Source organism: Novosphingobium sp. BL-S-20 (genome assembly GCF_055521635.1).
In genome coordinates this window covers 1,726,571-1,749,517 of the sequence record NZ_CM145493.1, presented here as the reverse complement: position 1 = coordinate 1,749,517, position 22,947 = coordinate 1,726,571, and the positions used below count along the sequence as shown (strand labels likewise).

22 protein-coding genes are annotated in these 22,947 nt (G+C 62.4%); 16 read left to right on the top strand and 6 right to left on the bottom strand.

Annotated elements, in window-relative coordinates; translation table 11 throughout:
- From ACZ1II_RS07185 to ACZ1II_RS07165, 5 genes are read left to right on the top strand one after another with little or no spacing between them, the layout of a single operon-like run.
- Positions 1 to 1,383: a CpaF family protein gene (locus tag ACZ1II_RS07185; protein WP_465143731.1), complete on the top strand. Its 1,383-nt coding sequence runs from the start codon at positions 1 to 3 to the stop codon at positions 1,381 to 1,383.
- Positions 1,380 to 2,381, top strand: a complete 1,002-nt coding sequence (locus ACZ1II_RS07180) for a type II secretion system F family protein (RefSeq protein WP_465143730.1) — start codon at positions 1,380 to 1,382, stop codon at positions 2,379 to 2,381. Before ACZ1II_RS07185 ends, ACZ1II_RS07180 begins: the two co-directional genes overlap by 4 nt.
- A gap of 1 nt (position 2,382) precedes the next feature.
- Positions 2,383 to 3,354: a type II secretion system F family protein gene (locus ACZ1II_RS07175; RefSeq protein WP_465143729.1), complete on the top strand. Its 972-nt coding sequence runs from the start codon at positions 2,383 to 2,385 to the stop codon at positions 3,352 to 3,354.
- Between the two features lies 1 nt (position 3,355).
- Positions 3,356 to 4,165 carry a tetratricopeptide repeat protein gene (locus ACZ1II_RS07170; protein WP_465143728.1) on the top strand — a complete coding sequence of 270 codons (810 nt, stop codon included), beginning with the start codon at positions 3,356 to 3,358 and terminating at the stop codon, positions 4,163 to 4,165.
- The gene (locus ACZ1II_RS07165) at positions 4,165 to 4,632 is read left to right on the top strand and encodes an A24 family peptidase (protein ID WP_465143727.1); all 468 of its coding nucleotides are present in this window, start codon (positions 4,165 to 4,167) and stop codon (positions 4,630 to 4,632) included. Before ACZ1II_RS07170 ends, ACZ1II_RS07165 begins: the two co-directional genes overlap by 1 nt.
- Positions 4,633 to 4,642: 10 nt before the next feature.
- Here the strand turns inward: ACZ1II_RS07165 and ACZ1II_RS07160 are convergent, their stop codons facing one another.
- Positions 4,643 to 5,224, bottom strand: a complete 582-nt coding sequence (locus ACZ1II_RS07160; protein WP_465143726.1) for a M23 family metallopeptidase — start codon at positions 5,222 to 5,224, stop codon at positions 4,643 to 4,645.
- A gap of 584 nt (positions 5,225 to 5,808) precedes the next feature.
- On the bottom strand, positions 5,809 to 6,441 hold the full coding sequence (locus tag ACZ1II_RS07155; RefSeq protein WP_465143725.1) for a tyrosine-type recombinase/integrase: 633 nt from the start codon (positions 6,439 to 6,441) through the stop codon (positions 5,809 to 5,811).
- Positions 6,442 to 6,646: 205 nt separating this feature from the next.
- Between ACZ1II_RS07155 and ACZ1II_RS07150 the strand changes: the two genes are divergently transcribed.
- The 5 genes from ACZ1II_RS07150 to istB all read left to right on the top strand — a co-directional run bounded on the left by ACZ1II_RS07150 (position 6,647) and on the right by istB (position 11,929).
- Positions 6,647 to 7,879, top strand: a complete 1,233-nt coding sequence (locus ACZ1II_RS07150; RefSeq protein ID WP_465143724.1) for an FAD-dependent oxidoreductase — start codon at positions 6,647 to 6,649, stop codon at positions 7,877 to 7,879.
- Entirely contained in the window at positions 7,876 to 8,292 is a 417-nt protein-coding gene (locus ACZ1II_RS07145) for a thiol-disulfide oxidoreductase DCC family protein (protein WP_465143723.1), read from the top strand. The genes ACZ1II_RS07150 and ACZ1II_RS07145 overlap by 4 nt, the downstream gene beginning before the upstream one ends.
- Positions 8,289 to 9,554, top strand: coding sequence for a saccharopine dehydrogenase family protein (locus tag ACZ1II_RS07140; RefSeq protein WP_465143722.1), 1,266 nt, complete (start codon positions 8,289 to 8,291; stop codon positions 9,552 to 9,554). The genes ACZ1II_RS07145 and ACZ1II_RS07140 overlap by 4 nt, the downstream gene beginning before the upstream one ends.
- A gap of 117 nt (positions 9,555 to 9,671) precedes the next feature.
- Entirely contained in the window at positions 9,672 to 11,165 is a 1,494-nt protein-coding gene (gene istA, locus ACZ1II_RS07135; RefSeq protein WP_465143721.1) for an IS21 family transposase, read from the top strand.
- Entirely contained in the window at positions 11,162 to 11,929 is a 768-nt protein-coding gene (gene istB / locus ACZ1II_RS07130) for an IS21-like element ISSsp5 family helper ATPase IstB (RefSeq protein ID WP_465143720.1), read from the top strand. Before istA ends, istB begins: the two co-directional genes overlap by 4 nt.
- 254 nt (positions 11,930 to 12,183) lie before the next feature.
- Here istB and ACZ1II_RS07125 read toward each other — a convergent pair whose 3' ends face one another.
- Together ACZ1II_RS07125 and ACZ1II_RS07120 are read right to left on the bottom strand one after the other, a co-directional pair.
- Positions 12,184 to 12,984, bottom strand: coding sequence for a DsbC family protein (locus ACZ1II_RS07125; protein ID WP_465143719.1), 801 nt, complete (start codon positions 12,982 to 12,984; stop codon positions 12,184 to 12,186).
- Positions 12,968 to 13,234, bottom strand: a complete 267-nt coding sequence (locus ACZ1II_RS07120) for a hypothetical protein (protein WP_465143718.1) — start codon at positions 13,232 to 13,234, stop codon at positions 12,968 to 12,970. Before ACZ1II_RS07120 ends, ACZ1II_RS07125 begins: the two co-directional genes overlap by 17 nt.
- Before the next feature lie 903 nt (positions 13,235 to 14,137).
- On the opposite strand from ACZ1II_RS07120, the gene ACZ1II_RS07115 reads away from it, so the two are divergent.
- The 6 genes from ACZ1II_RS07115 (at position 14,138) to ACZ1II_RS07090 (ending at position 18,173) form a co-directional block, all read left to right on the top strand.
- Positions 14,138 to 14,533: a helix-turn-helix domain-containing protein gene (locus ACZ1II_RS07115; protein WP_465143717.1), complete on the top strand. Its 396-nt coding sequence runs from the start codon at positions 14,138 to 14,140 to the stop codon at positions 14,531 to 14,533.
- The gene (locus ACZ1II_RS07110; RefSeq protein ID WP_465143716.1) at positions 14,530 to 15,162 is read left to right on the top strand and encodes a GntR family transcriptional regulator; all 633 of its coding nucleotides are present in this window, start codon (positions 14,530 to 14,532) and stop codon (positions 15,160 to 15,162) included. Before ACZ1II_RS07115 ends, ACZ1II_RS07110 begins: the two co-directional genes overlap by 4 nt.
- A 207-nt stretch (positions 15,163 to 15,369) precedes the next feature.
- The gene (locus ACZ1II_RS07105) at positions 15,370 to 15,504 is read left to right on the top strand and encodes a benenodin family lasso peptide (protein WP_465143715.1); all 135 of its coding nucleotides are present in this window, start codon (positions 15,370 to 15,372) and stop codon (positions 15,502 to 15,504) included.
- A gap of 52 nt (positions 15,505 to 15,556) precedes the next feature.
- Positions 15,557 to 15,775 carry a hypothetical protein gene (locus tag ACZ1II_RS07100; RefSeq protein WP_465143714.1) on the top strand — a complete coding sequence of 73 codons (219 nt, stop codon included), beginning with the start codon at positions 15,557 to 15,559 and terminating at the stop codon, positions 15,773 to 15,775.
- On the top strand, positions 15,775 to 16,425 hold the full coding sequence (locus ACZ1II_RS07095) for a lasso peptide biosynthesis B2 protein (protein ID WP_465143713.1): 651 nt from the start codon (positions 15,775 to 15,777) through the stop codon (positions 16,423 to 16,425). The genes ACZ1II_RS07100 and ACZ1II_RS07095 overlap by 1 nt, the downstream gene beginning before the upstream one ends.
- Positions 16,425 to 18,173, top strand: coding sequence for an asparagine synthase-related protein (locus ACZ1II_RS07090; RefSeq protein WP_465143712.1), 1,749 nt, complete (start codon positions 16,425 to 16,427; stop codon positions 18,171 to 18,173). Before ACZ1II_RS07095 ends, ACZ1II_RS07090 begins: the two co-directional genes overlap by 1 nt.
- On the opposite strand, the gene ACZ1II_RS07085 is transcribed toward ACZ1II_RS07090, so the two are convergent.
- Both ACZ1II_RS07085 and ACZ1II_RS07080 read right to left on the bottom strand, forming a co-directional pair.
- The gene (locus ACZ1II_RS07085; protein WP_465143711.1) at positions 18,135 to 20,168 is read right to left on the bottom strand and encodes a prolyl oligopeptidase family serine peptidase; all 2,034 of its coding nucleotides are present in this window, start codon (positions 20,166 to 20,168) and stop codon (positions 18,135 to 18,137) included. The genes ACZ1II_RS07090 and ACZ1II_RS07085 overlap by 39 nt on opposite strands.
- A gap of 140 nt (positions 20,169 to 20,308) precedes the next feature.
- A complete protein-coding gene (locus ACZ1II_RS07080; RefSeq protein ID WP_465143710.1) occupies positions 20,309 to 22,939 on the bottom strand; it encodes a TonB-dependent receptor domain-containing protein in 2,631 nt (876 codons plus the stop codon).
- Positions 22,940 to 22,947 lie beyond the last annotated feature (8 nt).

Genomic DNA, 22,947 nt, shown 5'->3' with positions numbered 1-22,947 from the left:
ATGTGGCAACTGCGTCGATCGCCCGGAGATCTCGATCATACCGCCGAGCTGCAGATTCCTGACACGGCGCCCGCAAAATCGCTCGGCGAGCCTTATGAGCAGGCGGCGGGACAAGTCTCGACGCTCAAGATCCACATCCACCGCCAGCTGCTGGATCGCATCAATCTCTCGGTGCTGGAGAAGATGCCGCGCGAGACGATCGCCGGCGAAGTCTCCGCGATCATCACCGAACTGCTGGAAGACAGCAGCGAGATGCTGAACCGCGCGGAGCGCCTGCTGCTCTGCGAGGAAGTGCTCGACGAACTGCTGGGGCTGGGGCCACTTGAACCGCTGCTCAAGGACGAGACGATCAACGACATTCTCGTCAACGGCCCCGATGCCGTCTTCGTCGAACGCTTCGGCGTGCTGGAGAAGGTAAGCACGCGCTTTCAGGACAGCCGCCACCTGCTGCGCATCATCCAGAAGATCGTCAGCGCCGTGGGCCGCCGTGTCGACGAATCCTCGCCCTTCGTCGATGCCCGCCTGCCGGACGGTTCGCGCGTCAATGCCATCGTGCCGCCGCTGGCGATCGACGGCGCGCTGCTCTCGATCCGCAAGTTTTCCAAGAAGCCGATCAGCATGGACCGGATGATCGACCTCGGCAGCATGCCGCCCGCCATGGCGCAAGTGCTGCAGGCGGTCGTGCTTGCCCGGCGCAATGTCATCATCTCGGGCGGCACCGGCTCGGGCAAAACGACCATGCTCAATGCCCTGTCCTGCTACATCGACACCCATGAGCGGATCGTCACCATCGAGGATTCCGCCGAGCTGCAATTGCAGCAGGAACATGTCGCCCGGCTGGAAACGCGGCCCGCCAACATCGAAGGCAAGGGCGAAGTCACCCAGCGCGAACTCGTCAAGAACGCGCTGCGCATGAGGCCGGACCGGATCATCCTCGGCGAATGCCGTGCCGGAGAGGCATTCGACATGCTCCAGGCCATGAACACCGGCCACGACGGCTCAATGACCACGATCCACGCCAATACCCCGCGCGACGCGCTTTCCCGCATCGAGCAGATGGTCGGCATGAGCGGCATCGACATCGCTCCGCGCTCGGTACGGGCGCAGATCGCCTCGGCCATCAATGTCGTGCTCCAGATCGGTCGCCTGCCCGACGGCAAGCGCAAGGTTCTCTCGCTCAGCGAGATCACCGGCATGGAAGGCGAGACGATTTCCATGCAGGAAATCTTCCGCTTCCACCGCACCGGCCGCGAGGACGGCGGAACCGTTACCGGCCACTTCGAGGCCACCGGCATCCGCCCGCGCTTCATGGCGGACCTCGCCGCCCACGGCATCCATCTCGACCCGGAACTGTTCCGCCCGACCACGAGGCTGGAAGCATGAGCGCCGTCCTCGTCCGGCTCGTGACCATGGTCGCGGTTTTCGCGGCGGTGTTCCTCATCGCCCAGGTACTGCTGCGCCTGAGCTGGCAATATCAGGCCGACCGCGCGGCGGTGAACGAGCGTCTGCGCATGCTCCATGCCGGGCACGACCGCGACCGCGTGGCCTATACCCTGCTCAAGAACGCGCCGCCGCGCCTCTCGCCCGATGCGGGATGGCTGGAAAAGGCCCATGTCGCCTTCGTGCGCACGCTGATGGTCGCGGCGATCCGCATCGATGCCCGGCAGATCCTGCTGCGCATGGGGCTGGCTTTCGCTGCCGTGGTGGTCCTGGCGTTGTTCCTCGTCTCGCTGTCGGGCCGGACGGTGACGCTGGGCGTGCTCCAGCTTGTCCTCGCCTTCGGGGCAGCCCTGGCCTTCGCCCTGCCGTTGCTGCTGATCAACCGCAAGGCACAGAAGCGGCGGCGGCGGATGGAGGAACTGTTCCCCGTCGCCCTCGACATCTTCTCGCGCTCGCTTCACGCCGGGCACCCGATCGCCTCGGCCATCGCCCTCGTCGCCGAGGAGATGGACGATCCGGTAGGCTCGGAATTCGGCCTCGTCTCCGACGAAGTTTCCTACGGCGCCGAACTCAACGATGCGCTGGCCGCCATGGCCGAGCGCTGGGACCTCGAAGACATCCGCATGTTCGTTGTCTCGGTCTCGGTCCAGAGCGAGACCGGCGGCAATCTCGCGGAAATCATCGAGAACCTGACCAAGGTGATCCGCGAGCGCGCCGCGCTGTTCCTCAAGGTCCGCGCGCTCAGTTCGGAAGGGCGCATGACCGGCTGGATGCTGACCGTGCTGCCGGTGTTCACCTTCGTCAGCATGTTCCTGATGAACCCCGCCTTCTACATCGAAGTCGCGCAGGACCGCATCTTCACGATCGGCTTCCCCTGCCTCTTCGCGCTCTACGCCATCGGCATCCTCGCCATCCGCCGCATCACGGACATCAAGGTGTGACATGTTGAACCTGCTCGTCGGCAACACTTTCGCCCGCTTTCTTGCACTGGGATTGGTCTTCGCGATCGTCGCGGGTCTCGTGCTCACGATCCTGCTGATGGTGAGCCAGCGCGCGACAGTCCGAAGGCAGCTCGATACCCTCGGCCGCCGCACGCTCGACGCGCGCATGCCGGTATCGCTGCGCCGTTCCAGCGACGATGCCTGGTCGCGGCTAGCGGACCGGATCGAGAAGGCGGGGCTCAACCTCGCCGACACCAAGGGCGACGCCTTGCGCGACCTGATGGTCTCCGCAGGGTTCGAATCCCCGGCGGCGCCGCGGGTCTATACGCTGTCGCGGCTGGTGCTGGTCGTTGCGCTGCCGCTCGCCGTGATCGCGCCGCTGCTGTTCGGCGGCAGCGAGATGGGCTATCTCAAGCTCTATCTGCTCGGCGCGATCCTCGCCCTTGCGGGGCTCTACCTGCCGAACATCTATATCCGCTCCCGCGCGGCCGGGCGGCGGCGCGACATCCTCAACGGCTTCCCCGACAGCCTGGACCTGATGCTTGTCTGCATCGAGGCGGGCCTCGGCCTGGAAGCGGCGATGGACCGGGTGGGTCGCGAAATGGTGGCATCGCATCCCGCCGTCTCGCAGCTTCTCGTCACCGCCACCCTGCACCTGCGGGCGGGCGCCTCGCGCGAGATGGCGCTGCGCAACATGGCCGAGCGCGCACGGCTGGACGAGATCGCCTCCTTCGCGACGATGCTGATCCAGTCCGACCGGCTCGGCACCAGCATCGGCTCAACCCTGCGCGTCTACGCCGCCGAAATGCGCGAGAAGCGCAGGCTCCGCGCCGAGGAGCGCGCACACCGGATTCCGGTGCTGATCTCGGTCCCGCTGGTCGCCTGCCTGCTGCCGACGATGATCGGCACGCTGATGCTCCCGGCGGCGATCCGGGTGGTGCGCATTCTCATTCCCCAGATGGCAGGAGGTTGACATGACGATGAAGCCCGTCGCTACGCTCTGCATCGCAATCGGAATCTTGGTGCCCTTGAGCGGATGCAGTGGCACGCTGAAATTTCTGGGTCTGCGGCATGACAACCGCTCAGAGATCGCGGTTCGCCCTATCGGCAGCCAGCCCTTGCCGGACGGCAATGCGACCCGCCAGGGCCGCGAGGACCTCGCCGCCGGACGGACCGGCGCCGCGATCGCCCGGTTCCAGATTGCGCTGGCGGCGGGCGAACCCGTCGGCGCGGCGGCCAACGGCCTCGGCGTCGCCTATGCGCGGCTGGGCCGGTTCGAGCAGGCCCACCGCTTCTTCTCCGAAGCAATCGCTGTCGAGCCGGACAATGCGAAATACCGCGCCAACCTGGCGCTCCTCATGCGCTCGCCGCTCATGGTCGAGCGCCATTCTGCCGATTTCGCTGCACAAGTGGCCCAAGCGGTCGCTCCACGGACGATGGCGCCCCCCGCCGCCGCGAGCGCGCTCACGCGCTTATCGCGCGGCGCAGTTGCCTTGCGCACGTCTGGCGGCGCAGTACCCGGACGCGGCCCCTTGCCGCGTACGGGAGCATCCGGCAGCAAGGGCTTCCAGCCGCTCGTCCGCATCGAGTTTTCGGACGTGGCGGAAGAAGCTCCGGCAGCGCCTCAAACCGCCGATGCTACGCCGGCACCGCAGCCCGCGCCGCAATCTGCCGGGACGACCGGCCACTCGGTTCATTTCACCGCCGATGCGCGCGGTTTCAAGCCGCTCATCCATATCGAACTCGGCGGTCCCGCCGCTTCCTCCAGCACGGAGCAACAGTGATGGCAGTGACATTCTGGGCCAGTCTGGCCCTGCTTCTCCCGGCCTGCCTCCATGCAGCATGGTCCGACCTGTTCCGGCGCCTGATCCCCAACATGCTCTGCCTCGCGACCACCCTTACCGGCCTCGCCTGCGCAGGCACGACCGGCGGTTTTGACGCACTTGCCAGCCACGCCGCGCATTTTCTGCTGGCGCTCGCCGGGGGGATGCTGCTGTTCCGTCTGGGCATGGTCGGCGGCGGAGATGCCAAGTTTTACGCGGCCTGCGCTGCCTGGTTCGCCTTGCCGCAGGCGGTAAGCCTGCTGGTCACTGTGACCCTGGCCGGTTTCCTGCTGTTTCTCGGCTGGTTCGTCATCCGCCGCATCCAGCGCCGCCCGATACGCGCCGCGTCAGACCGCCTCTTCGACCGCTTGCCTTACGGACTGGCGATAGCAGGCGGCACACTGCTGCTAGCGTTCCAGATCGTCTAAAAACAATCCGTCAGCGGCGAAAAGTCGCTGACGGATCAATCGGCTGTCCGAAGCGTCGCAGTTCATAATGGAGATGAGGTCCGGTAGAACGCCCGGTGGAACCGACAAGACCGATCAGTTCCCCCGCTTCAACAGCCTCTCCGGCAGCAACACCCAACCGGGACAGATGCGCATAGCGTGTTTCCAGTCCGCCGCCGTGATCGATCGTGACTACAAGGCCATAGCCGCCGCTCCATCCCGACTGTACGACCCGTCCGGCCGCCGTGGCGAAGACTTCATCGCCCTGCCGCGCGGCGAGATCGACACCGGCATGGAAGCGAAGGCCTCCAAGCAACGGGTGCAGGCGCATGCCGAACCCGCTGCTCAATCCACTGGTCCGCAAAGGGGAACCCGCAGGTGAATGCGTCGGTCCAGCGGCTGGAGCCATCGAATACATGGATAAGGGAGGAATTCGAAAGGCCTCGACCTTTTCTTGTCCGCCTGCCAGCACATACATCGTCCCAGCACCCTTGGATAACCGAACGAAATGAGGGGTGGCCTGACCGGAAAGGTCTTGTTCCCGTCCTATCCTGATGTGCGATGGGGCGATCATCTCGACTGAGCCAGAAGGTGCGCCTTCGTCTGCAAAAGCAGCGAGAGGAAGAAGGGAGCTAATTCCGACAGCAGCTCTTACGATAACGCGAACGAACATATGCAGATCTCACGTAATCTGGATATGCAGAATATGTTTGTAACAAATATTATTCAAATTAAATCGATCTTGAAAATGTATCAATATGACGCCACTGACATAAAAATCCGTCAAAATTATATTCAAATTAATATGAGAATTTTTCTAAAATTAACATCGAAAATTATGCAAAGTTAGGGAGATATTAATACTTAATATCCCTTGCAATTCCAGTCGAGCAGCAGACGGCCAGGGTTGCTCACTCTGGGGCCGATTGCCGTGGACCACGAACGTCCGCTTCGATAACCGAAACCTGCAGCTTCCCAGCCTGATCGCGAAGGACGGTATGTCCCAAGCGCCTTCCTTCCTGCTGGTCTATCTCGTCCCTCAGCGAGTGACAGCTCCTGGGGGTCGCGTCCGAGCAGTTAAGTGACCGGGATTGGGCGCAGAGCAGCCGCCAAGCTGTAGGCCCTGGGTCCTTGCAACGGCAAGGACCCAGGGCAGTTTCAGATTTCAGTGCCCTCTGCGAGCGTCAAAGCGTCCTCCACGTCCACGCCAAGGTATCTCACCGTGCTTTCGATCTTCGTGTGCCCAAGCAAAATCTGGACGGCTCGAAGATTTCCAGTCGCCTTGTAGATGATCGACGCCTTGGTTCGGCGCAGCGAGTGAGTCCCATAATCCTCGCTGGGCAAGCCAATCCCGGTGACCCATTCGTCAACAAGGCGAGCATATTGCCTAGTGCTTATGTGGGCTGCGTGATCGGTACGGCTCGGAAATACAAAATCCTCCAAGGATCCACCTCTCAGTTCCAGCCATTTGAGCAGGCTGGCGCGAGCATCGGTCATCAGTTCAAACTGAACCGGTCTGCCGGTCTTTTGCTGTACGACCGTGGCCCGTGTTCGAATTTTCCGATCACAAACGATATCGCTGATCCTGATCTTCACCAGATCGCATCCGCGAAGCTTGCTATCGATGGCCAAGTCAAAGAGGGCACGGTCCCGGATCCGCCCATGCTGGTCGAGAAAGAAACGGATCGCCCATATCTGACGGGGCTTTAGCGCCCGCTTCGCCCCAACCTTACGCCCGGCGTTCCAAGATACCCGCTCGCGAGCGGCGGGATCAAACTCTGATAATCCCATGACACATCTCCTATGGCCGTGACGGCCATAGGTAGAACGCTTCAAAGGAGGGCCGACCCTTGTCGGTCGTTCAGCCCGTGATTTTCCGTTTCTAATTGCGGCCCGTCCGCTTCTTCATTTCGGATGCCCAAGACCGGCCGGAATGTGTGCGCCGGTCGTCGCACGCCCTATTGGACCAACCCGCATCATGCGCTAGGCGACAGGAATGCGGGGGCTGAACATTGCGATTGCCGGCTGTGGGCCGTGCGGACTGGCGGCGGCCCTGTTGCTTCACCGTGCCGGGCATCACGTTACCCTGTTCGAACGGTTCGAGACACCCCGGCCTATCGGGTCCGGACTGATGATCCAACCTACGGGGATGGCGGTCCTTGACCGGCTCGGCCTGCTGGACGCGGTGCTGGCGCGCGGCGCGCGCGTTGACCGCCTGTTCGGCATGGCGGGCGAGCGGGTCGTGCTCGATGTGCATTACGCTGCGCTGCGCCGTCCAGACACCTTCGGCATTGGCATACACCGCGCCAGCCTGTTCGCGGTCCTGCACGAGGCCGTGCTGCAATCGGGCATTCCCCTCCACTCCGGATGTACCTTGGCCGCGAGTACGCTGCTGGGAAACAAACGCGCATTGCGCTTTGCCGATGGCCAGACGAGCGGCCCCTACGATCTCGTCGTCGATGCTCTGGGTACGCGGACCCCGCTTGCTCCACCGACAGGTCGGGAACTGGCCTACGGAGCACTGTGGGCCAGCCTGGACTGGCCTCAGGGTGCCGGATTTGATCCCCACGCCCTTGCCCAGCGTTACGACCGTGCGAGCATCATGGCGGGCGTTTTGCCCATCGGAACACCACCGGGCGCGACTGTGCCTAAGGTCGCTTTCTTCTGGTCGCTCCGGGCGGATCGGCTGGACGACTGGCGCGACGTTGGACTTGCCGCCTGGAAGGCGCAGGTCGCCGCGCTCTGGCCCGATTGCGCTGCGCTACTCGATCAGATCAACGATCCGGATCAACTGACTTTCGCGCGCTATGCGCATCGCACCCTGAACTCCCCGGCGGAACCGGCGCTGGTCCATATCGGTGATGCATGGCATTCCGCCAGTCCGCAACTGGGGCAAGGCGCCAACATGGCGCTGCTCGATGCCTGGGCGCTGGCGCGTGGTCTGGAGCATGCGGACACGGTCGACGAAGGCGTTCGGCACGGCATCCGGCTGCGTCGTCGCCACGTCCTGACGTATCAATGGCTTACTGCGCTGTTCACCCCTGTCTATCAATCCGACAGCCGGCTGCTGCCGTTGATCCGTGACCGTCTCGTCGGCCCCCTGTCGAAGCTGTGGCCGGCCACTGCCATACAGGCATCGATGGTGAGTGGACTGGTAGGCAATCCGCTCCGCCCGCTGGGTCTGGAAGGCGATCTTCAGATGGCCCGGCCCGTTGAGGAAGCGGCATGACCGCCACTTCGGACAACGGCGATCACCCGATCATCGTGTTCGATGCGATGTGCGTGCTGTGCTCCGCCAATGCCGCCTTCGTGCTGCGGCATGACAAGTTCGGGCGATTCCGGCTTGCCTCGATGCAGGGGGAGGTCGGAGCCGCGCTCTATCGACGGTTCGGCATCGATCCAGCCAACCCAGAAACATTGATCGTGGTGGAGGGCGACACGGCCTTGCGGAACAGCGATGCGGTGCTGGCCATATGGGCAGGCCTTGATCGTCCGTGGAACGTGCTGGCAATGTTGCGGATGGTGCCGCGCTGGCTGCGCGATCCGGTCTATCGCTGGATCGCACGGCATCGCTACCGGCTGTTTGGGCAGAGGTCGGCCTGCTGGATACCGACGCCAGAGCAGGCTGGCCGCATCCTGTGACCCGCATTCTGCTCCTCGGCGGCTATGGCGGCTTTGGCGGGCGCATCGCCCGGCGGCTTGCTGCTGCGGGGCATGAGGTGTTGGTCGCGGGCCGGTCCTTCGACAAGGCGCGGGCCTTCTGTGGGGAAACGCCGGGCATGGTCCCGCTGGCGCTGGACCGCAGCCGGATCGCTGAGGCTCTGGGCCAGCACCAGCCTGCCATGGTGGTGGATGCATCGGGTCCGTTCCAGGCGATGGACCATGCCATTCCGAAGGCCTGCATCGCCGCCGGGGTTCATTATATCGACATCGCCGACAGCCGCGATTTCGTGTGCGGTATCGCGGTACTCGACGCTGCGGCGAAAGACGCCGGGGTCGTCGTCCTTTCCGGCGCATCAAGTGTGCCAGCCTTGTCGGGCGCGGCCGTACGGCATCTCGCAAGGGGCATGGACAGGGTCCGTTCGGTCGAAATGGCGATCAGTGCCTCGAACAAGGCGGCGGCGGGCCCGGCCGTGTCCGCGGCGATACTGGGCCAAGTCGGGCAGCCCATGCACCTGTGGCGGGGGCAGCGCTGGACGCAAGCCTTTGGATGGCAGGAGATGCATACCGCGCGGTTCGAATGCGCGGGGGTCGAAACGATCGCGCGGCGCAGTGTTGCGCTCGTCGACGTGCCTGACCTTTCCCTCCTGCCCCTCAGGCTGGCAGGCCGTCCCGCCGTCGCTTTTCGCGCGGGCACGGAGCTGGGGTTTCAGAATTGGGCGCTGTGGTTCGCAAGCTGGCTAGTGCGCACGCGCCTCGTCGCATCTCTCGCGCCGTTCGCATGGCTCCTCAACCCGCTCCAGACACTAACCCGTTCGCTCGGCAGCGATCGCTCCGCTATGATCGTACGGCTGTTCGGCGATACGGCCGGACAACGAGTGGAGCGGCGATGGACACTGATTGCGGAACGGGGGGACGGGCCGGAAATACCGACCTTGTCCGTCGCGCCGATCGTCGCGCGCATCCTTTCGGGCAAGGCGGCGGCGGGCGCGCGCGATGCCGGCGAGGCGCTGACGCTCGACGACTATGCAGATGCGTTCAGGCAATTAACCATCCACTGCTGCACGCAGGAACTGACGGCATCGCCCTCTTTGTATGAGCGCGTGATGGGCGACCGCTTCGCGCAACTGCCGCTGGAACTCCGCACAATCCACGATGTGCATCGCGATGCGGGCGCGACCGGAGAAGCGCAGGTAACGGGCGCCGCGAACCCCATCGCCGCATTCGTCGCCCGGATCGTGTGAGAACGGCGGAGCAATATTCGGCCACGCTAGCGGCGGGATAGTCCCGCTGCGGACGGCGTAAAAGTCGTCCACCTTGAAGCCTTTCTGCCAAGTCAGGGAGGTGTGGGGATCTACAGCGTGGAACTTTATCTTCAGGTCCGTTTGGCTTGCGCGGAAGGTATGAGCCAGCGGGCGGCGGCGAAGCGTTTCAATGTGTCGCGCGATACGGTACGCAAGATGCTGTCGTTTTCATCGCCGCCGGGTTACCGGCGTCAGTCTGTACCGCAGCGCCCGAAGCTGGACGGGTTTGTGGCGATCATCGATGGATGGCTTGAAAGGGACCGCAGTGTCCCGCGCAAGCAGCGCCATACGGCGAAGCGGGTATTTGACCGTTTGCGCACCGAGCATGGTTTCACCGGCGGCTATACGATCATCAAGGATTACATCCGGGAGCGTGAGCAGCGCGGCCGGGAGATGTTCGTGCCGCTGGCGCACCCGGCGGGAGATGCGCAGGCCGATTTCGGGGAAGCGCTGGTGGAGATCGGCGGGGTGGAGCAGAAGGCCTACTTCTTCGCGCTCGATCTGCCGCACAGTGATGCCTGCTATGTGCGGGCCTATCCGGCGGCAGTGGCGGAGGCCTGGGTGGACGGGCACGTTCATGCCTTCGCGTTCTTCGGCGCGGTGCCGCGCTCGATCGTCTATGACAACGATCGCTGCCTTGTGGCGAAGATCCTGCCAGACGGCACGCGCAAGCGTGCTACGCTATTCAGCGCTTTCCTGTCACATTACGTGATCCGCGACCGCTATGCCCGCCCGGGCAAGGGGAACGAGAAAGGCAATGTGGAAGGGCTGGTTGGTTACTGCCGCCGCAATTTCATGGTGCCGATCCCGAAGTTCCCGACCTGGGAGGCCTTCAACCTGTGGCTGGAGGAGCAATGCCGCAAGCGCCAGCAGGACAAGGTGCGCGGGGAGAGCGAGACGATCGGTGAGCGCTTGCAGCGCGATCTCGCGGCCATGCGGCCTCTGCCCGCAACACCCTTCGAGGCCTGCGACCAGACCGGTGGGCGGGTCTCCTCGCAATCTCTGGTGCGCTACAAGACCAACGATTATTCGGTTCCGGTGGCCTGGGGCCATCAGGAGGTCTGGATCAGGGCCTATGTCGATGAAGTGGTGATCGGATGCCGCAGCGAAGTCATCGCCCGTCATCCTCGTTGCTATGCCCGCGAGGAGGTTATCTTCGACCCGCTCCACTATCTCCCGCTGATCGAGCAGAAGATCAACGCATTCGACCAGGCCGCCCCTTTGCAGGGGTGGGACCTGCCCGAAGCGTTCACGACACTGCAGCGGTTGATGGAAGGGCGCATGCACAAACATGGCAGGCGCGAATATGTACAGGTGCTGCGCCTGCTGGAAACGTTCGCCGTCGCCGATCTCCAGGCAGCGGTGGAACAGGCCATCGACCTTGGCGCCATCGGCTTCGATGCCGTCAAGCACCTCGTGCTGTGCCGGGTCGAACGCGTACCGCCCAGACTGGACCTGGACGTCTATCCCTTCCTGCCACGCACCACGGTCGAGAAGACCTTTGCCAGAGCCTATCTGAGCCTCCTGTCCGACCAGCAGGAGGCCGCATGAGCGATCAGGCCCCGGAGATTCTTCTCGCTCACCATCTCAAGGCACTCAAGCTGCCTACGTGCCTGCGAGAGCATCACAAGCTCGCGCGGCAATGTGCCGCTGAAGGCGTCGATCACATCCGCTTCCTCGCTCGTCTCGTCGAGATGGAGATGATCGACAGGGAGCGTCGTATGGTCGAGCGGCGCATCAAGGCTGCGCGCTTCCCCGCCGTCAAAAGCCTCGACAGCTTCGACTTCGCCGTCATCCCCAAGCTCAACAAGATGCAGGTGCTCGAGATGGCGCGCTGCGAGTGGATCGAGCGGCGTGAGAACGCCATCGCTCTGGGGCCATCGGGCACCGGAAAGACGCACGTAGCTTTGGGGCTCGGACTGGCTGCATGCCAGAAAGGACTGTCGGTGGGCTTCACCACTGCGGCGGCGCTGGTCAGCGAAATGATGGAGGCGCGCGACGAGCGGCGTCTCCTCCGCTTCCAGAAGCAGATGATCGGATACAAGCTGCTCATCATCGACGAACTGGGCTTCGTACCGCTCTCCAAGACCGGCGCCGAACTGTTGTTCGAGCTGATCTCCCAGCGTTACGAACGCGGCTCCACCTTGATCACCAGCAACCTGCCCTTCGACGAATGGACCGAAACCTTCGGATCCGAGCGGCTTACAGGCGCGCTCCTCGACCGCCTGACCCATCACGTCAGCATCCTCGAGATGAATGGCGAAAGCTATCGCCTCGCTCACAGCCGGGCCCGCAAGGCCAAAACCAGACCCTGAAAATTACGCCAATGCCGGGGGGAGTGCCCCTCGGGCTACGCCCTCACGCCACTCCCCCCGGCATGTAACACGATGGCCTGGTTTTACGCCGCCGCATGGCCGACTTTTGCTCCGCCGTTGACAGCGATGGGTGTCGTGTCCGGCCGGCGGCTATGCTGGACAGCTCCATGAGAGGCGCAGCCACCGGCATTCCCGGTCCCTCGGCGCCGCGCTCGCGTGCTGCGCCGAGGGTCCGCCAGATCTAAAAGGAAGGCTCAGGGGGCCTTCGCCGGCCTGGCGTAAGCAGCGTCCAGAAACGCCTGGAGTTCACCTTGCTGAAAGCCCGAGACAAGCTTGCCGTCCACAATCAGCGTCGGCGTGCCGGATATTCCCATCTTGCGGATGGCCTCCGCTTCGCGTGCGACGCGCTCGGCGCCTGTCTTGCACTTTCGCAGCGGAGCGGGGCGGGCGCCCGCGTAAATCGCCTTGAACTCCTTTTCCGGATCGGGCGAGCACAGGATGTGCTCGGCCTTGGCGGCAGCGGCCGGATGAATGCCGCTCACGAAGTAGACCTGCCTTTGAACCGGCTGTCCTTCGGCTATCCGCGATATCCAGAACCGCTCGAGCGCCTGGCAGTAAGGGCAGTCGGGATCAGTGAACTCGATAACCTTCGGCGCACCATCGGGTCCGATCAGCAGGGCATCGGCGGGATCGATTGCGTTTAACCGCTTCCTTGCGGCGGCATCCTGGGCGAGAGCCGTCAGATTCGCGCCGCCCCTGTCATAGACAGCTCCGAAGATCAGATGCTCTGTCTCGGGGGCGAAGTAGATCACCTTGCCTCCGGCGAGGGCTTGGTAGAGCGGGCCGTGAACCGGAGCGGGGCCGAATTCCTCGAAGGTCAGGTTCATGAAGGTCTGATGGAGCAGCTTCTCGGCCTCTTTCGCAGAGCTGCCCAGCATGACTGCAGTCTCGTTCCTGCCTGCATCTCCGGCATATGCGCTCGTGCTCAAGCCGAGCGCCATGAGTGCAGCGCCGGCGAGTGCGGAGCCGGCGGCGAATTTAGCGCTTGGTCGCATGGCGCATCTCCTCGCGAGATGAAAACAAGGCTCGATCGAGCTTCGTCGAGCCGCCGACACGAACGGACGGCTGCGGCCTTGAGGGACGGCTCGGCTCACTTGCCCGGATCGAGAAGACGCCGCCGGTCTCGACGATGTCCAGGACAGGCGCAATTTGGGTTGGTTCGACGGGCAGCGCGGGCTTATCCGGCATTGCTTGCGCTGCTACCGAGACAAGGGCGACAGTGGTATACAGGGCAGCAAATGTCATTCGACATGCCTCCTTCTCGCGGGATAGCCCGCGCAGTGAGATTGCGCTCGTTGATGTCAGGAACGCTGTGCTGGCTCGGTAACCACCGAATGCAGTTTGCGTCTGGAGCAAGAACATCACGGCGGCCCTCGGCCCGCAAGCACGAGGGCATTGAACAGCCGGTCCGGTGAAACAAAGCTCAGATGGTCCGTTTTATAGACCGCGGCGCGGAAATCTGGGCGACTTGGGCTGCAAATCAACAGAAGCGGCATTTCATTGCCGATTCCCGGACGATCCGGGTTTGTTTTTGAATGTCTGAATCGGTGAAAATGCTGTGCTCATTCCATTGGGGAGTAGGTCATGAGCCGAGCTACAAGGACTTTCAAACTGCGCCTCTCACCCGCGGGCCTTGACGTATTGATCGCATCGCATTGCCTGTTGATCCGGGAGACGCGCGCGCTCCTGGCCTGGGGAACTACCCTCCATGTCGCGGTCGAGCACCTGGACACATGTTCGGAAACCGTCCTTGCCGATTGTCTTTCGCAAGTTCGGCGTGCCGGACTGGCAGGATGCGAGGAGCACCATCTTGGAGCGCCGCACAGGATGGGGGAGATTGCCGGCGCAATAGCTGCTAGATACCGACTCGCCTACACGGATGGCCCTGCTCTCACGCTCGGAAATCTCTACCTAGCGGCGTTGCTGCAACTCGGTCAGGCGACGCGAGTGAGTTTGCTTGCTGCGTTCGTCCGTGTTCAGGCAGTTCCGACATCCGCCAGGTGAGTTGACGCTACGGTGTTCTGAGTATCTCGCGATGATACGGACAAGTTGTCTGCGGTTCTATTTGACACTGGTGGTATGCACACCTTAGCTAACCCCAATTGTATTGGCCTTGGCAGGCGGTTTCTCCCCTAAGGAGACATGGATATGTCGCTTTCGAACGCGGCTGCCGATGCCGAGAGTTCGCTCGACTACGTCAAGATGCAGTCGGGTCGGCAGATCGAACAGGCACGGAAGCGAAAACGCATTACTCAGGTTGAACTTGCCCGGGATCTTGGAATGGGTGTCAGATGGCTACGCGAGATCGAGGGCGGAAATCCGAAGTCGAAGCTCGATGATCACTTGCTCTGCACGTACAGGCTCGGGCTTTCGACCGGCCATATTCTGATTCCGCTGTTGTTCGCCGGTCAGCGAATGTGCTTTCCACGCCAGCTGGCGATCGGCGATCTCACCGAACGAGCGCACCTGCATAGAGATCATCGCCCGGCGCAATCTCGATCACCTCACCCAGGCGCTTACTCCAATCTGGCATTCCGGCCATGAACCCGCAAGGCACGGGTAAAATGTCGGCAATGGACCCCTACACCCAGGAGCGCGTCTATTGGACCCTCAAGGCGGATTACCTTGCCGGCGCCTTTGTTCCCGGAATTCGTTTTGATCTCCAGGCGTTTGCGGATCGGCATAGGGTGAGCAGAACACCTCTGCGCGAGGCAGTGTTCCGCCTGATGGGGGAACGCCTGTTCGAGCGCCATCCCGACGGCGGATTTATGGTCCTTTCCCCGCAGCCTGCACTGCTGGCGGATCTCTATGCCTGGAATGCATTGCTTGTTCTTGAGCCGATGCGCCATATCGACGCGGAAAAGCTCGCGAAGCTGTTGCGGTCTTTGGGGGATGCACCAGCGCCAGACAATGCCGTGGACCTCGCGCTACAGATAAGCCGGCTCTTCCTCACCTTGGTCTCGGAGATCGGCAATCAATCGGCGGTCGATACGATGAGGAATCTCAATGAACGGCTGCATTACGCAAGGATTGGCGAATGCGATTCGCTTCCTGATACCTTCAAGGAGCACAAGTTGCTCCTGACGACAGACGTTCGGGATCTGCAGCGCGTCTTTCGTCGTCGCTTGGAGAGCTATCACCAACGGCGCATTTCCCTCCATTTGCGGCCATAGGCGAGATGCTCCGTCAATTAACATGTCTACATCACTGTGGCGAACTGCCTGCATCTCTGAATTTTTTAAGTCACCGCTGTTGCGTTTTGAGTTCTGTATCGTATTCTTGGACATTTTGTCTGGATATACATGCTGAGCATAATCCCGATCAGCCGGTATTCCTTATCTGGTCACCAATGGAGGTGACCTAAACTGAGGAGTGCAACCATGTATCGCAATGACGAAACGCACGAGGACGAGGTGTTCGACCTGGGTTCGCTTTCCGAAGAAACCAAGGGCATCCCGCTCGGCGAGGTTCAGGACACGTTCGGCGAGTACTCGACCGGTCTCGGCCAGGACTGACCCCACGGTGGTGCGCGGCGATGCCGCGCACCATTGCTCAAGGAAATTCGATATGGATAAGGGACAATTGGCGCGGATGCGCGGATCGTGCGGCCCGGAAACCGGTTTCGTCGTCGACCTGGGAGAGGTGTCAGCGATTACTTTGGGTATCCCCGTGGGTCCGCTGACCGAAACCCTGGGAGACTACGTCTCAGCTGCTGCGCTGGCGCGGGATGTTGAGCGGCATACGGATGCGCGAGCACGTCGCCTCGTCTACGGAGCGATGTCCTGATGGGCTGCATGCTGCGATCGGGCGTGCATTTTTGCATCGTGGGCAGCAGGCCCATCTTTCTCGATCTCGTATCGGATCGGTATTTCTGCTTTGGGTCACCGGAAGAAAACCGGGCCTTCATGGCGCTACTGTCCCGGGGCAATGCCGATTTCGAGCCTCTGGAGCGGCACTACAAGACCGGGCTTCTCGTCCAGTCGGCAGGTGTCGAGGTTCCCCAAACGTGCGGTGAAAACAGCGACGGAGTTCATGAGGTCGCGCCGGTATCAGGCAATTGGCGACAGGCACTTGCCTTTGGCGCTGCATTTCTGAAATCACGCCGTGAGCTGAAGCGCAGAACCGCACGCGAACTTCTGGATCGGCGGCCGGAGTCCTTGGCATTGCCGATGAAGAGTGTCTTGCCGCCTGAGGTAGCAGCACGGATCAACGGCACTATCGCGCAAGCAGCGCTTATCTTCGGCACCTTCGATCGCTGTCTTCCAAAGGCACTCGCGCTTTCGAGACTGGTTCGTGCTCACGGTTATCAGCCGACCGTCGTTTTCGGTGTCACGGGCAGGCCGTTCTCCGCACATTGCTGGACCCGGGTCGGTAATGTGCTGCTGGCCGAGTCCGAAAGCCGCATCCGCAACTACACGCCCATCCTGGCAACCTGATGGGACGTTTTCTGCTCGCTATCGGCGCGCCGCCTGACAGAGCCAGCGATATGTGGAAACGGTTCGAGGAAAGCGGTGCAATGCGGCTCGCAGTCGAACTCGCAGGCGTGCAGCTCTGGTCGTCGATCGACCTGCCGCTGTCGATTGAACCGGGCGGCAGCCGGATGATCTTGGGTCAGGTCCATTCCCGTTCCTTGGGCGATGATGATCATTCATCGGGGATCCTTCCGCGGCATGAGCAGTGGCCCCCGTGGCCGAAGCTCATCGAGGCATTCTGGGGCCCCTGGCTCGGTATCGAATATAACCATCGCTTGCTTCAGCTCGAACTGGTCCGCAGCGCGGATATCGAGATGCCATGCTACTACGCGCTGGCATCCGGCGGCATTTATGCAGCAAGTGACGCAGATCTGCTTGTGGCCGCCGGGGCGTGCACGGGCGAGATCGATCGTGCCGCGCTTGCTTCGGCTCTGGTCTATCCCGCGCACCGCCCCTCGAGCACGGTACTCGCCGGTATCACGGAGCTCGAACCAGGGCGCTGCCTCGAATGGACACCGGGACGCCTGCGCGGGCACGCGCTCTGGAATCCGTGGGACTTCGCCTTGCCCCCCGCACAGATTCACGATCTGCAAATCGCCGCTGAGACAGTTCGCGATGCCGTGCTGATCGCGGTGCGAGGCTGCTCCGCCGGACAGCGGGTCATCCTCGGCATGTCGGGCGGGCTGGATTCGTCGATCGTGGCGGCAGCGCTCCGCGCAACCGGTGCGCAGTGGTCAGGGGTTACCACCGTCTCTGCCGAGCCCGCAGGCGACGAGCGATATTATGCGCGCTGCGTAGCAGAGCACTTGCAGGTCCAGTTGGCCGAGGTGCCGGACAACATCGAGCGGATAGATCTTCCGCAATGCCACGCGGCGCATCTGCCGCGACCAACTTCGCGATCGTTTTCCCAGTCTGCCGACAAGAGCATGCTCGAAATCGCCGCTGCGTCCGGGGCCAAGGCTTACCTTCATGGCGGGGGAGGCGACAATGTGTTTGCAATGCTGGATTCGGTCCGGCCAGTCCTCGATCGGGCGCTCGACACATCAGGTTGGGCCGCTTCTCAAACGGTCTGCGATATTGCCCGGATGACGGGGCGCAGCGTCGTCGACGTGGCGCTCAGGGCAGGACGATTGGCGCTACGGCGCGGGCGGGACGCACCCAGGATTGGAAACAGTGCCTTCCTGTCCCAAAGCGTCCTGGAGACCGCTGAATTTTCGCATCACCCCTGGCTTGATACTCCGCCCGGCGCCCGGCCCGGAAAGGTCCTGCATGTCGGTTGGCTGATCGGCATCCAGAACTTTCTGGAGGGGCACGCCGGGCAGGGCGATCTGCCGTATCGGGCACCGCTCATGGCGCAGCCCGTGATCGAGGCATGCCTGCGCGTGCCGACGTGGATGTGGTGCACCGGTGGTCGCAATCGTGCCGTTGCTCGCCTGGCGTTTGAGGCAATGCTGCCGGCGCAGATCATGACGCGCAGCGCCAAAGGGACGCCCACCAGCTTCCTCTATGACATTCTCGAAGCGAAGCGCGATGAGGCTCGCGAGATGTTGCTCGAGGGCAATCTGGCAAGCCTTGGCTGCCTCGACCGGGACAAAGTCGAGGCAGCGCTCGGCGCCGTGCAGAGGCTCATGAGCGGAGATGTACTTGCGCTCATGCGTCTCATCGACACGGAATCATGGATTCGCGCGCGCATCGCTCGGCAACGAGATTGATAGGAGCTGGCGGTCTCGCTGGGCCTGCCAGGCCGCCCATTGCTCGACTTCGTGTGTCATTTCCGGCGGCCCGCGGCGCTGGCCCTGGAGCCAGTAGGCAAACCAGTTCAGCGCGCGCAGCTGCCGCCAATAGGCATGCGCTGGTTCGCGGCCGAGCCAATGTCCTTCGTTCGGAAAAATGAACATGTCCGCGATGCCGCCTGTCCGGCGGATTTGGCGGTAGAGTTCCAGATTGTTCAGGTACTCGCTCTCGGGAAGCTCCATCAGCACCGGTGCCTCGATCCTGGCTGCGTTGAGCGAGGGAGAAATCCTGCTCCAGGTGCCGCCCGGATCCTGGTCGAGCGGCGGTAGATTGAGGAAGCTGCTCCACAAGCCGGATCGACGAGAATTCGGGGTCGCGGTTGTGAGCTGGTATACCCACGGATCGATGGTTATGGCTCCCCCGAGGACTGCAGCCTTGAACAGCCTGGTATGGCTGACGGCATAGGCGGTGACATTGGCGCTGAAACTGTGCCCGGCTATCCCCACTCTGTCCGGATCGATAATTCCCATGCGGGCGAGCAGGGCGATTGCGGCCTGATAGGATGCGAGGCTCGCTTTGTGCGGTGCCAGAACCGCCGTTTTTTCGCTGAATTGGGGCGCGAGTTCGTTGTCGCCGTTGGTGTTGATGCACAGCGCCGCGAAGCCGTGAGCGGCCAGAACGTGCTCGGAGATCAGATAGGAAGATCCGCCGCGCAGGAATCCCGAGCAGCTGTTCGTGGTGATGACCAAGGGCAGCCGGCCGGAGAATGCGCTCGGAAGTATGAGCTTGCCAGTACCTTCCCGGCCTTCTGCGTCCCGCCAGCTCAGGAACCGGGTTCTCCCGAAATCGCGTGCATCGAGCGCGGCGTTGGGATTGGCCAGCGTTGCGATCTTCGCTGTCTCGAGATTGATGGTAACCAAACGCGGCGGTGTGGACGGGCCGGAGTATGCGCAGGCAAGCAGTGCGCCGCTTTGAGCACAGGGCGTTCGCCGAAAACCTCCGCCATCGAGCAATCCGCCGGGATCGGCGATCTTGCGGACCGAGCCGCTATCGATGTCCCAACGATAGAGCACGGTTCGACCCGATGTCGCGCGCTCATAAGCGATGACGACCTCATTGCGACCAGGCACGAGAAATGCAGCCTTCAGGCTTCGCATGCTTCCGCTGCAAACCTCTGCGGAGCAGATGCGGCTCGCCCCTGACGCATCCGCGGCCTCGACGTAAAGCCGCCGCGAAGCTTGAAATCGTGTCAGCGCTCCGCGATCAGTGATGCGGACGGTCACCAGCGAGTTGCGTGATCCCGCGGTCCCATCGTCGCTTTTATAAGGACTTTTGCTGCCCTGCCGGGGCGGAGCTGGAGAACGCTCTGTCACGGAGAACAGGATCGACTTCGTTCTTGGCTGGCCTCCGAAAGCCTCCTCGGCGGCGCTGTCGCCGCTGAACCTCAAGGCCGTGACACGATCGCCGATGCTGAAGTTGTCGGTAATCCGCAGGCCTTCGGTCGAAAGTCCGGCATCGAAGTGGATGCCCATGGCCTTCTCTCGGGCCTGCCCGAGGGCGATGGTGCTGCGCGCATTGCGTACGACGTAGTCTATCCCATCCCCGTTTTTTCGCAGTGCGAAGGAAGTGACGTCGGCCTCATCGTGGGTCACTAGCCGCCGGGTACCATCCAGACCCAGCCGAAGCACCTGCACGCCCTCGGGGGTCAGACCGCGAACATAGATCGCATCGCTGGCAGGCGACCACACCTGGTCGGCTTCCTCGACGGAATCGAACATCGGAACCCAGGTGGGTTCCAACGGGCTGCCGAGGGGGATGGTCTGCTTCCCGTCGGTCGCTACGACATGCCATTGCAGCGCGGTGCGGTTAAGGTCGACCGAACGCGATACCGTGCGATAGGAAATCCAGCGCCCGTCAGGGGAGAACGAAACGCCGTCGATCGAGGCGGTCTCGATTACTTCCGTCAGCGACACTTGGGGGCTAGCCGATGTGGTGGTGGAATGGACTGCGCCTGGCGCTACGCCTGAGAGCAGAGATAGTCCGAGTGCCGACGCCAGCCATCGCCGATTGTGGCGCGGTGTTAGGCTTCTGGCAGGCACAGATCGGGCAGGCGTTACCATTGCTTGGAGACCCCCAAGCTCACGAACCGGCCGATCGCGGAATAGTTGGCCGAGTCGTAGGGCGGATCGGCAATGTAGGCCGAACGGCTGTAAGGCGGGGCCTTGTCGAAAAGGTTCTGCACCGAGAAGACTACGTCGACACCCTTGAGTATCCCGTGATCGACGTTCGTCTCATGTCGAATTGAAAGATCGACCGTCGTCTGGGCGTCGATCTGAGCGGCCGGTGTGGAGCGCGTATCGTCGAGTGCGCCGGTGTAGTTGACGCTTGCAGCAACGGTGGTTCCGGATTTCCCCCAGGACAAACCGCCCCGCAGACGCCAGTTTGGCGGATTGTAGATCGTTCCGGCAAGCTCGGTGTATTGAGATCCGGCTACGACCTGTTGCTTGCTTTCGAGATAGGTCCCGGCGAGATTTGCCTCGATCCTGCCTGCAGCGCCGATATCCCGGCCGTAGCGCAACGAAAGATCGATACCGCGAACCTGCTGGGCGGCGACGTTCGCAACGCGGTTGTCGATAATGGCGACGACTTTCGACGGGTCGTAGCTACCAACCGAATTGAACTGCAACTCCCGGCCTTCGATTGCGGCTGCAAGCTGCGCAGCGCTCGGATCGAGTGTGACCAGGCTGCCATAGGCCGGGTTTGAAAGCGATTGCCCGGGAACCGCGATGGGGGTCGCGATCCGATTCCTGTATCGAATTGAGAAAACGTCTGCCTCGAGGCGCAGTCCGGGCAATGCTGCCGGGGTAGCAGCAATGGTCGCCGTCCAGGTTTCGGCGCGCTCGGCTTTCAGATCGGGCTGACCCCCGGAGATGTCGAGCACTGTCGATCCGGAGGGATAGCCTGCGCCGCCCCTAGTCGTTGCCAGGCGAACTACGGCGATCTGGTTGTTGTAGCGCTGGTAGAGTGTCGCCGCCTTGAAGGCTTTGCCCCAGGTTGCCTTGATCTCCAGTCCATCGACAGGAACGTAATTGATCCCCAATTTGGGTGTCGCGAGGCTTTCCAGTCCGCTGTAGGATTCGTAGCGCACGGCCGCTGTCGCACTGAGCTTGCGGATGCCGGTCAATTGCATATCGGGCGAGATAAGCGGCACATTCACTTCGCCGAACGCATAGTAGACATCCTGCGTCACGTCGAAGTCGAGCGGCGAGGATAAGGTCCGCTTTGCCCTCAGGCTGTTGCTGCGGATACCTCCACCCAGCGCGACCTTCGCATCTCCGGCAGGCAGGGCAAATGCGCTGCCCTGCGCGTTGACTTCCGCACTCCAGGATGTGTTGCAGAAGCAGGCCTGAAGGGTAGGGGTGAATGCCCCGCCGGTACTGACTTGGGTAGAATAGCGCGTACGATCGATTCCGTAGGTACCGGCGAGCGTTACGGACCAATCCTTGCTGACGTCCCAGGTGAGTGATGGGGCGAAGGCGAGCATCCATGAAGCACCTCCGACGAGATACCTCGGTGAGTTTGCTGCGGCGGTAGCGGAAAACCCGCGTTCGTCGCGGCGCCAGCTATAGACCGCCGCCAGATCGAAATGGGCGGAATTGCCGATTTCCTGACTGGCATTCACGAGTGCATTGTGGCGCCTGAGGTAGGGGTAAAGCGTCAGGCCCGGATTCACATCGCGCGTGTAGGATCGCTCGCTTGCGTCGAGCCCCTCGCTCCGGGAGAACTGATAGGTAGCCATGACGGAGCCGGAATTCCATCGTGTACCCGCCGTGGCTCCCAGGATGACGGATTGCATTCCCCCTTCCGTCGAGTTGCCGAGCCGGGCGGAGGTCCTGAGCCCCTCGAAATCCTTGCGCAGGATGACGTTTGCTACGCCTGCAACCGCGTCGGAACCATAGAGAGCCGAAGCACCGTCGGTCAGAATCTCAAGGCGCTCCACGGCCTCCATCGGGATGGCGTCGATGTCGATGGCCTGGCGGTAGCCGCCATAGACGACCCTTTGCCCGTTGAGGAGCACGAGGGTGGAGTCGGCCCCCAGGCCGCGCAGGTTGATTGTGGAGCCGGAACCGACGTTTTCGCCGTTCGCCTGGGGAATGCCGAAGGCCAGGCCCGGATTCTGGCCCGCTCCGGAATTCTGCGGGATGCTTCGGATTACATCGCCGAGATCGGTGTGGCCGCCCATAATCATATCCTTCCGCGACAGGACCATGAGCGGAGAGGCAAGTTGAGCGCCCTTGATACGCGAACCTGTCACCAGGATCTCAGGGCTCTCTACCGATCGAGGAGTGTCCTCGACCGGTGCCTCGGATCGCCCCCCGATCAGGATTACATCCTTTCGGTATTGCACCTTCAGTCCGGAACCGGAAAGCAGTCGACGCACTGCCTCGTCCGCGCTGTACGTTCCCTCGAGATGAGGTGCACGTCGGCCGATGACCGCTTCCGAACTGAAGATGATTTCGCGACCCGAAAGGCGGCTAACGGCCTGGAGTGCGTCGCCAAGCGCGCCGGCTTCGAGATTGTAATGCTGCTTGCCTGCGGGATCTGCCGCTGCCGGAGAACTTAACAGTATCGATGCGAGTGCCGTTGCCGCAAGAAGGCCCCGCTTTGCCCTTTTACCCTTATGAACCACTTCGATCCCCCCTGTAGGGATCCAGTCATTTTGACTGGATTTTTCAGGAGGCATCGCTGTGG

Bases quoted from the DNA above. Each gene is read 5' to 3' on its own strand.
- ACZ1II_RS07185 (WP_465143731.1), top strand. From the start codon at position 1: ATGTGGCAACTGCGTCGATCGCCCGGAGATCTCGATCATACCGCCGAG.
- ACZ1II_RS07180 (WP_465143730.1), top strand. From the start codon at position 1,380: ATGAGCGCCGTCCTCGTCCGGCTCGTGACCATGGTCGCGGTTTTCGCG.
- ACZ1II_RS07175 (WP_465143729.1), top strand. From the start codon at position 2,383: ATGTTGAACCTGCTCGTCGGCAACACTTTCGCCCGCTTTCTTGCACTG.
- ACZ1II_RS07170 (WP_465143728.1), top strand. From the start codon at position 3,356: ATGACGATGAAGCCCGTCGCTACGCTCTGCATCGCAATCGGAATCTTG.
- ACZ1II_RS07165 (WP_465143727.1), top strand. From the start codon at position 4,165: ATGGCAGTGACATTCTGGGCCAGTCTGGCCCTGCTTCTCCCGGCCTGC.
- ACZ1II_RS07160 (WP_465143726.1), bottom strand. From the start codon at position 5,224: ATGATCGCCCCATCGCACATCAGGATAGGACGGGAACAAGACCTTTCC.
- ACZ1II_RS07155 (WP_465143725.1), bottom strand. From the start codon at position 6,441: ATGGGATTATCAGAGTTTGATCCCGCCGCTCGCGAGCGGGTATCTTGG.
- ACZ1II_RS07150 (WP_465143724.1), top strand. From the start codon at position 6,647: ATGCGGGGGCTGAACATTGCGATTGCCGGCTGTGGGCCGTGCGGACTG.
- ACZ1II_RS07145 (WP_465143723.1), top strand. From the start codon at position 7,876: ATGACCGCCACTTCGGACAACGGCGATCACCCGATCATCGTGTTCGAT.
- istB (WP_465143720.1), top strand. From the start codon at position 11,162: ATGAGCGATCAGGCCCCGGAGATTCTTCTCGCTCACCATCTCAAGGCA.
- ACZ1II_RS07125 (WP_465143719.1), bottom strand. From the start codon at position 12,984: ATGCGACCAAGCGCTAAATTCGCCGCCGGCTCCGCACTCGCCGGCGCT.
- ACZ1II_RS07120 (WP_465143718.1), bottom strand. From the start codon at position 13,234: ATGACATTTGCTGCCCTGTATACCACTGTCGCCCTTGTCTCGGTAGCA.
- ACZ1II_RS07115 (WP_465143717.1), top strand. From the start codon at position 14,138: ATGTCGCTTTCGAACGCGGCTGCCGATGCCGAGAGTTCGCTCGACTAC.
- ACZ1II_RS07110 (WP_465143716.1), top strand. From the start codon at position 14,530: ATGAACCCGCAAGGCACGGGTAAAATGTCGGCAATGGACCCCTACACC.
- ACZ1II_RS07105 (WP_465143715.1), top strand. From the start codon at position 15,370: ATGTATCGCAATGACGAAACGCACGAGGACGAGGTGTTCGACCTGGGT.
- ACZ1II_RS07100 (WP_465143714.1), top strand. From the start codon at position 15,557: ATGGATAAGGGACAATTGGCGCGGATGCGCGGATCGTGCGGCCCGGAA.
- ACZ1II_RS07095 (WP_465143713.1), top strand. From the start codon at position 15,775: ATGGGCTGCATGCTGCGATCGGGCGTGCATTTTTGCATCGTGGGCAGC.
- ACZ1II_RS07090 (WP_465143712.1), top strand. From the start codon at position 16,425: ATGGGACGTTTTCTGCTCGCTATCGGCGCGCCGCCTGACAGAGCCAGC.
- ACZ1II_RS07080 (WP_465143710.1), bottom strand. From the start codon at position 22,939: ATGCCTCCTGAAAAATCCAGTCAAAATGACTGGATCCCTACAGGGGGG.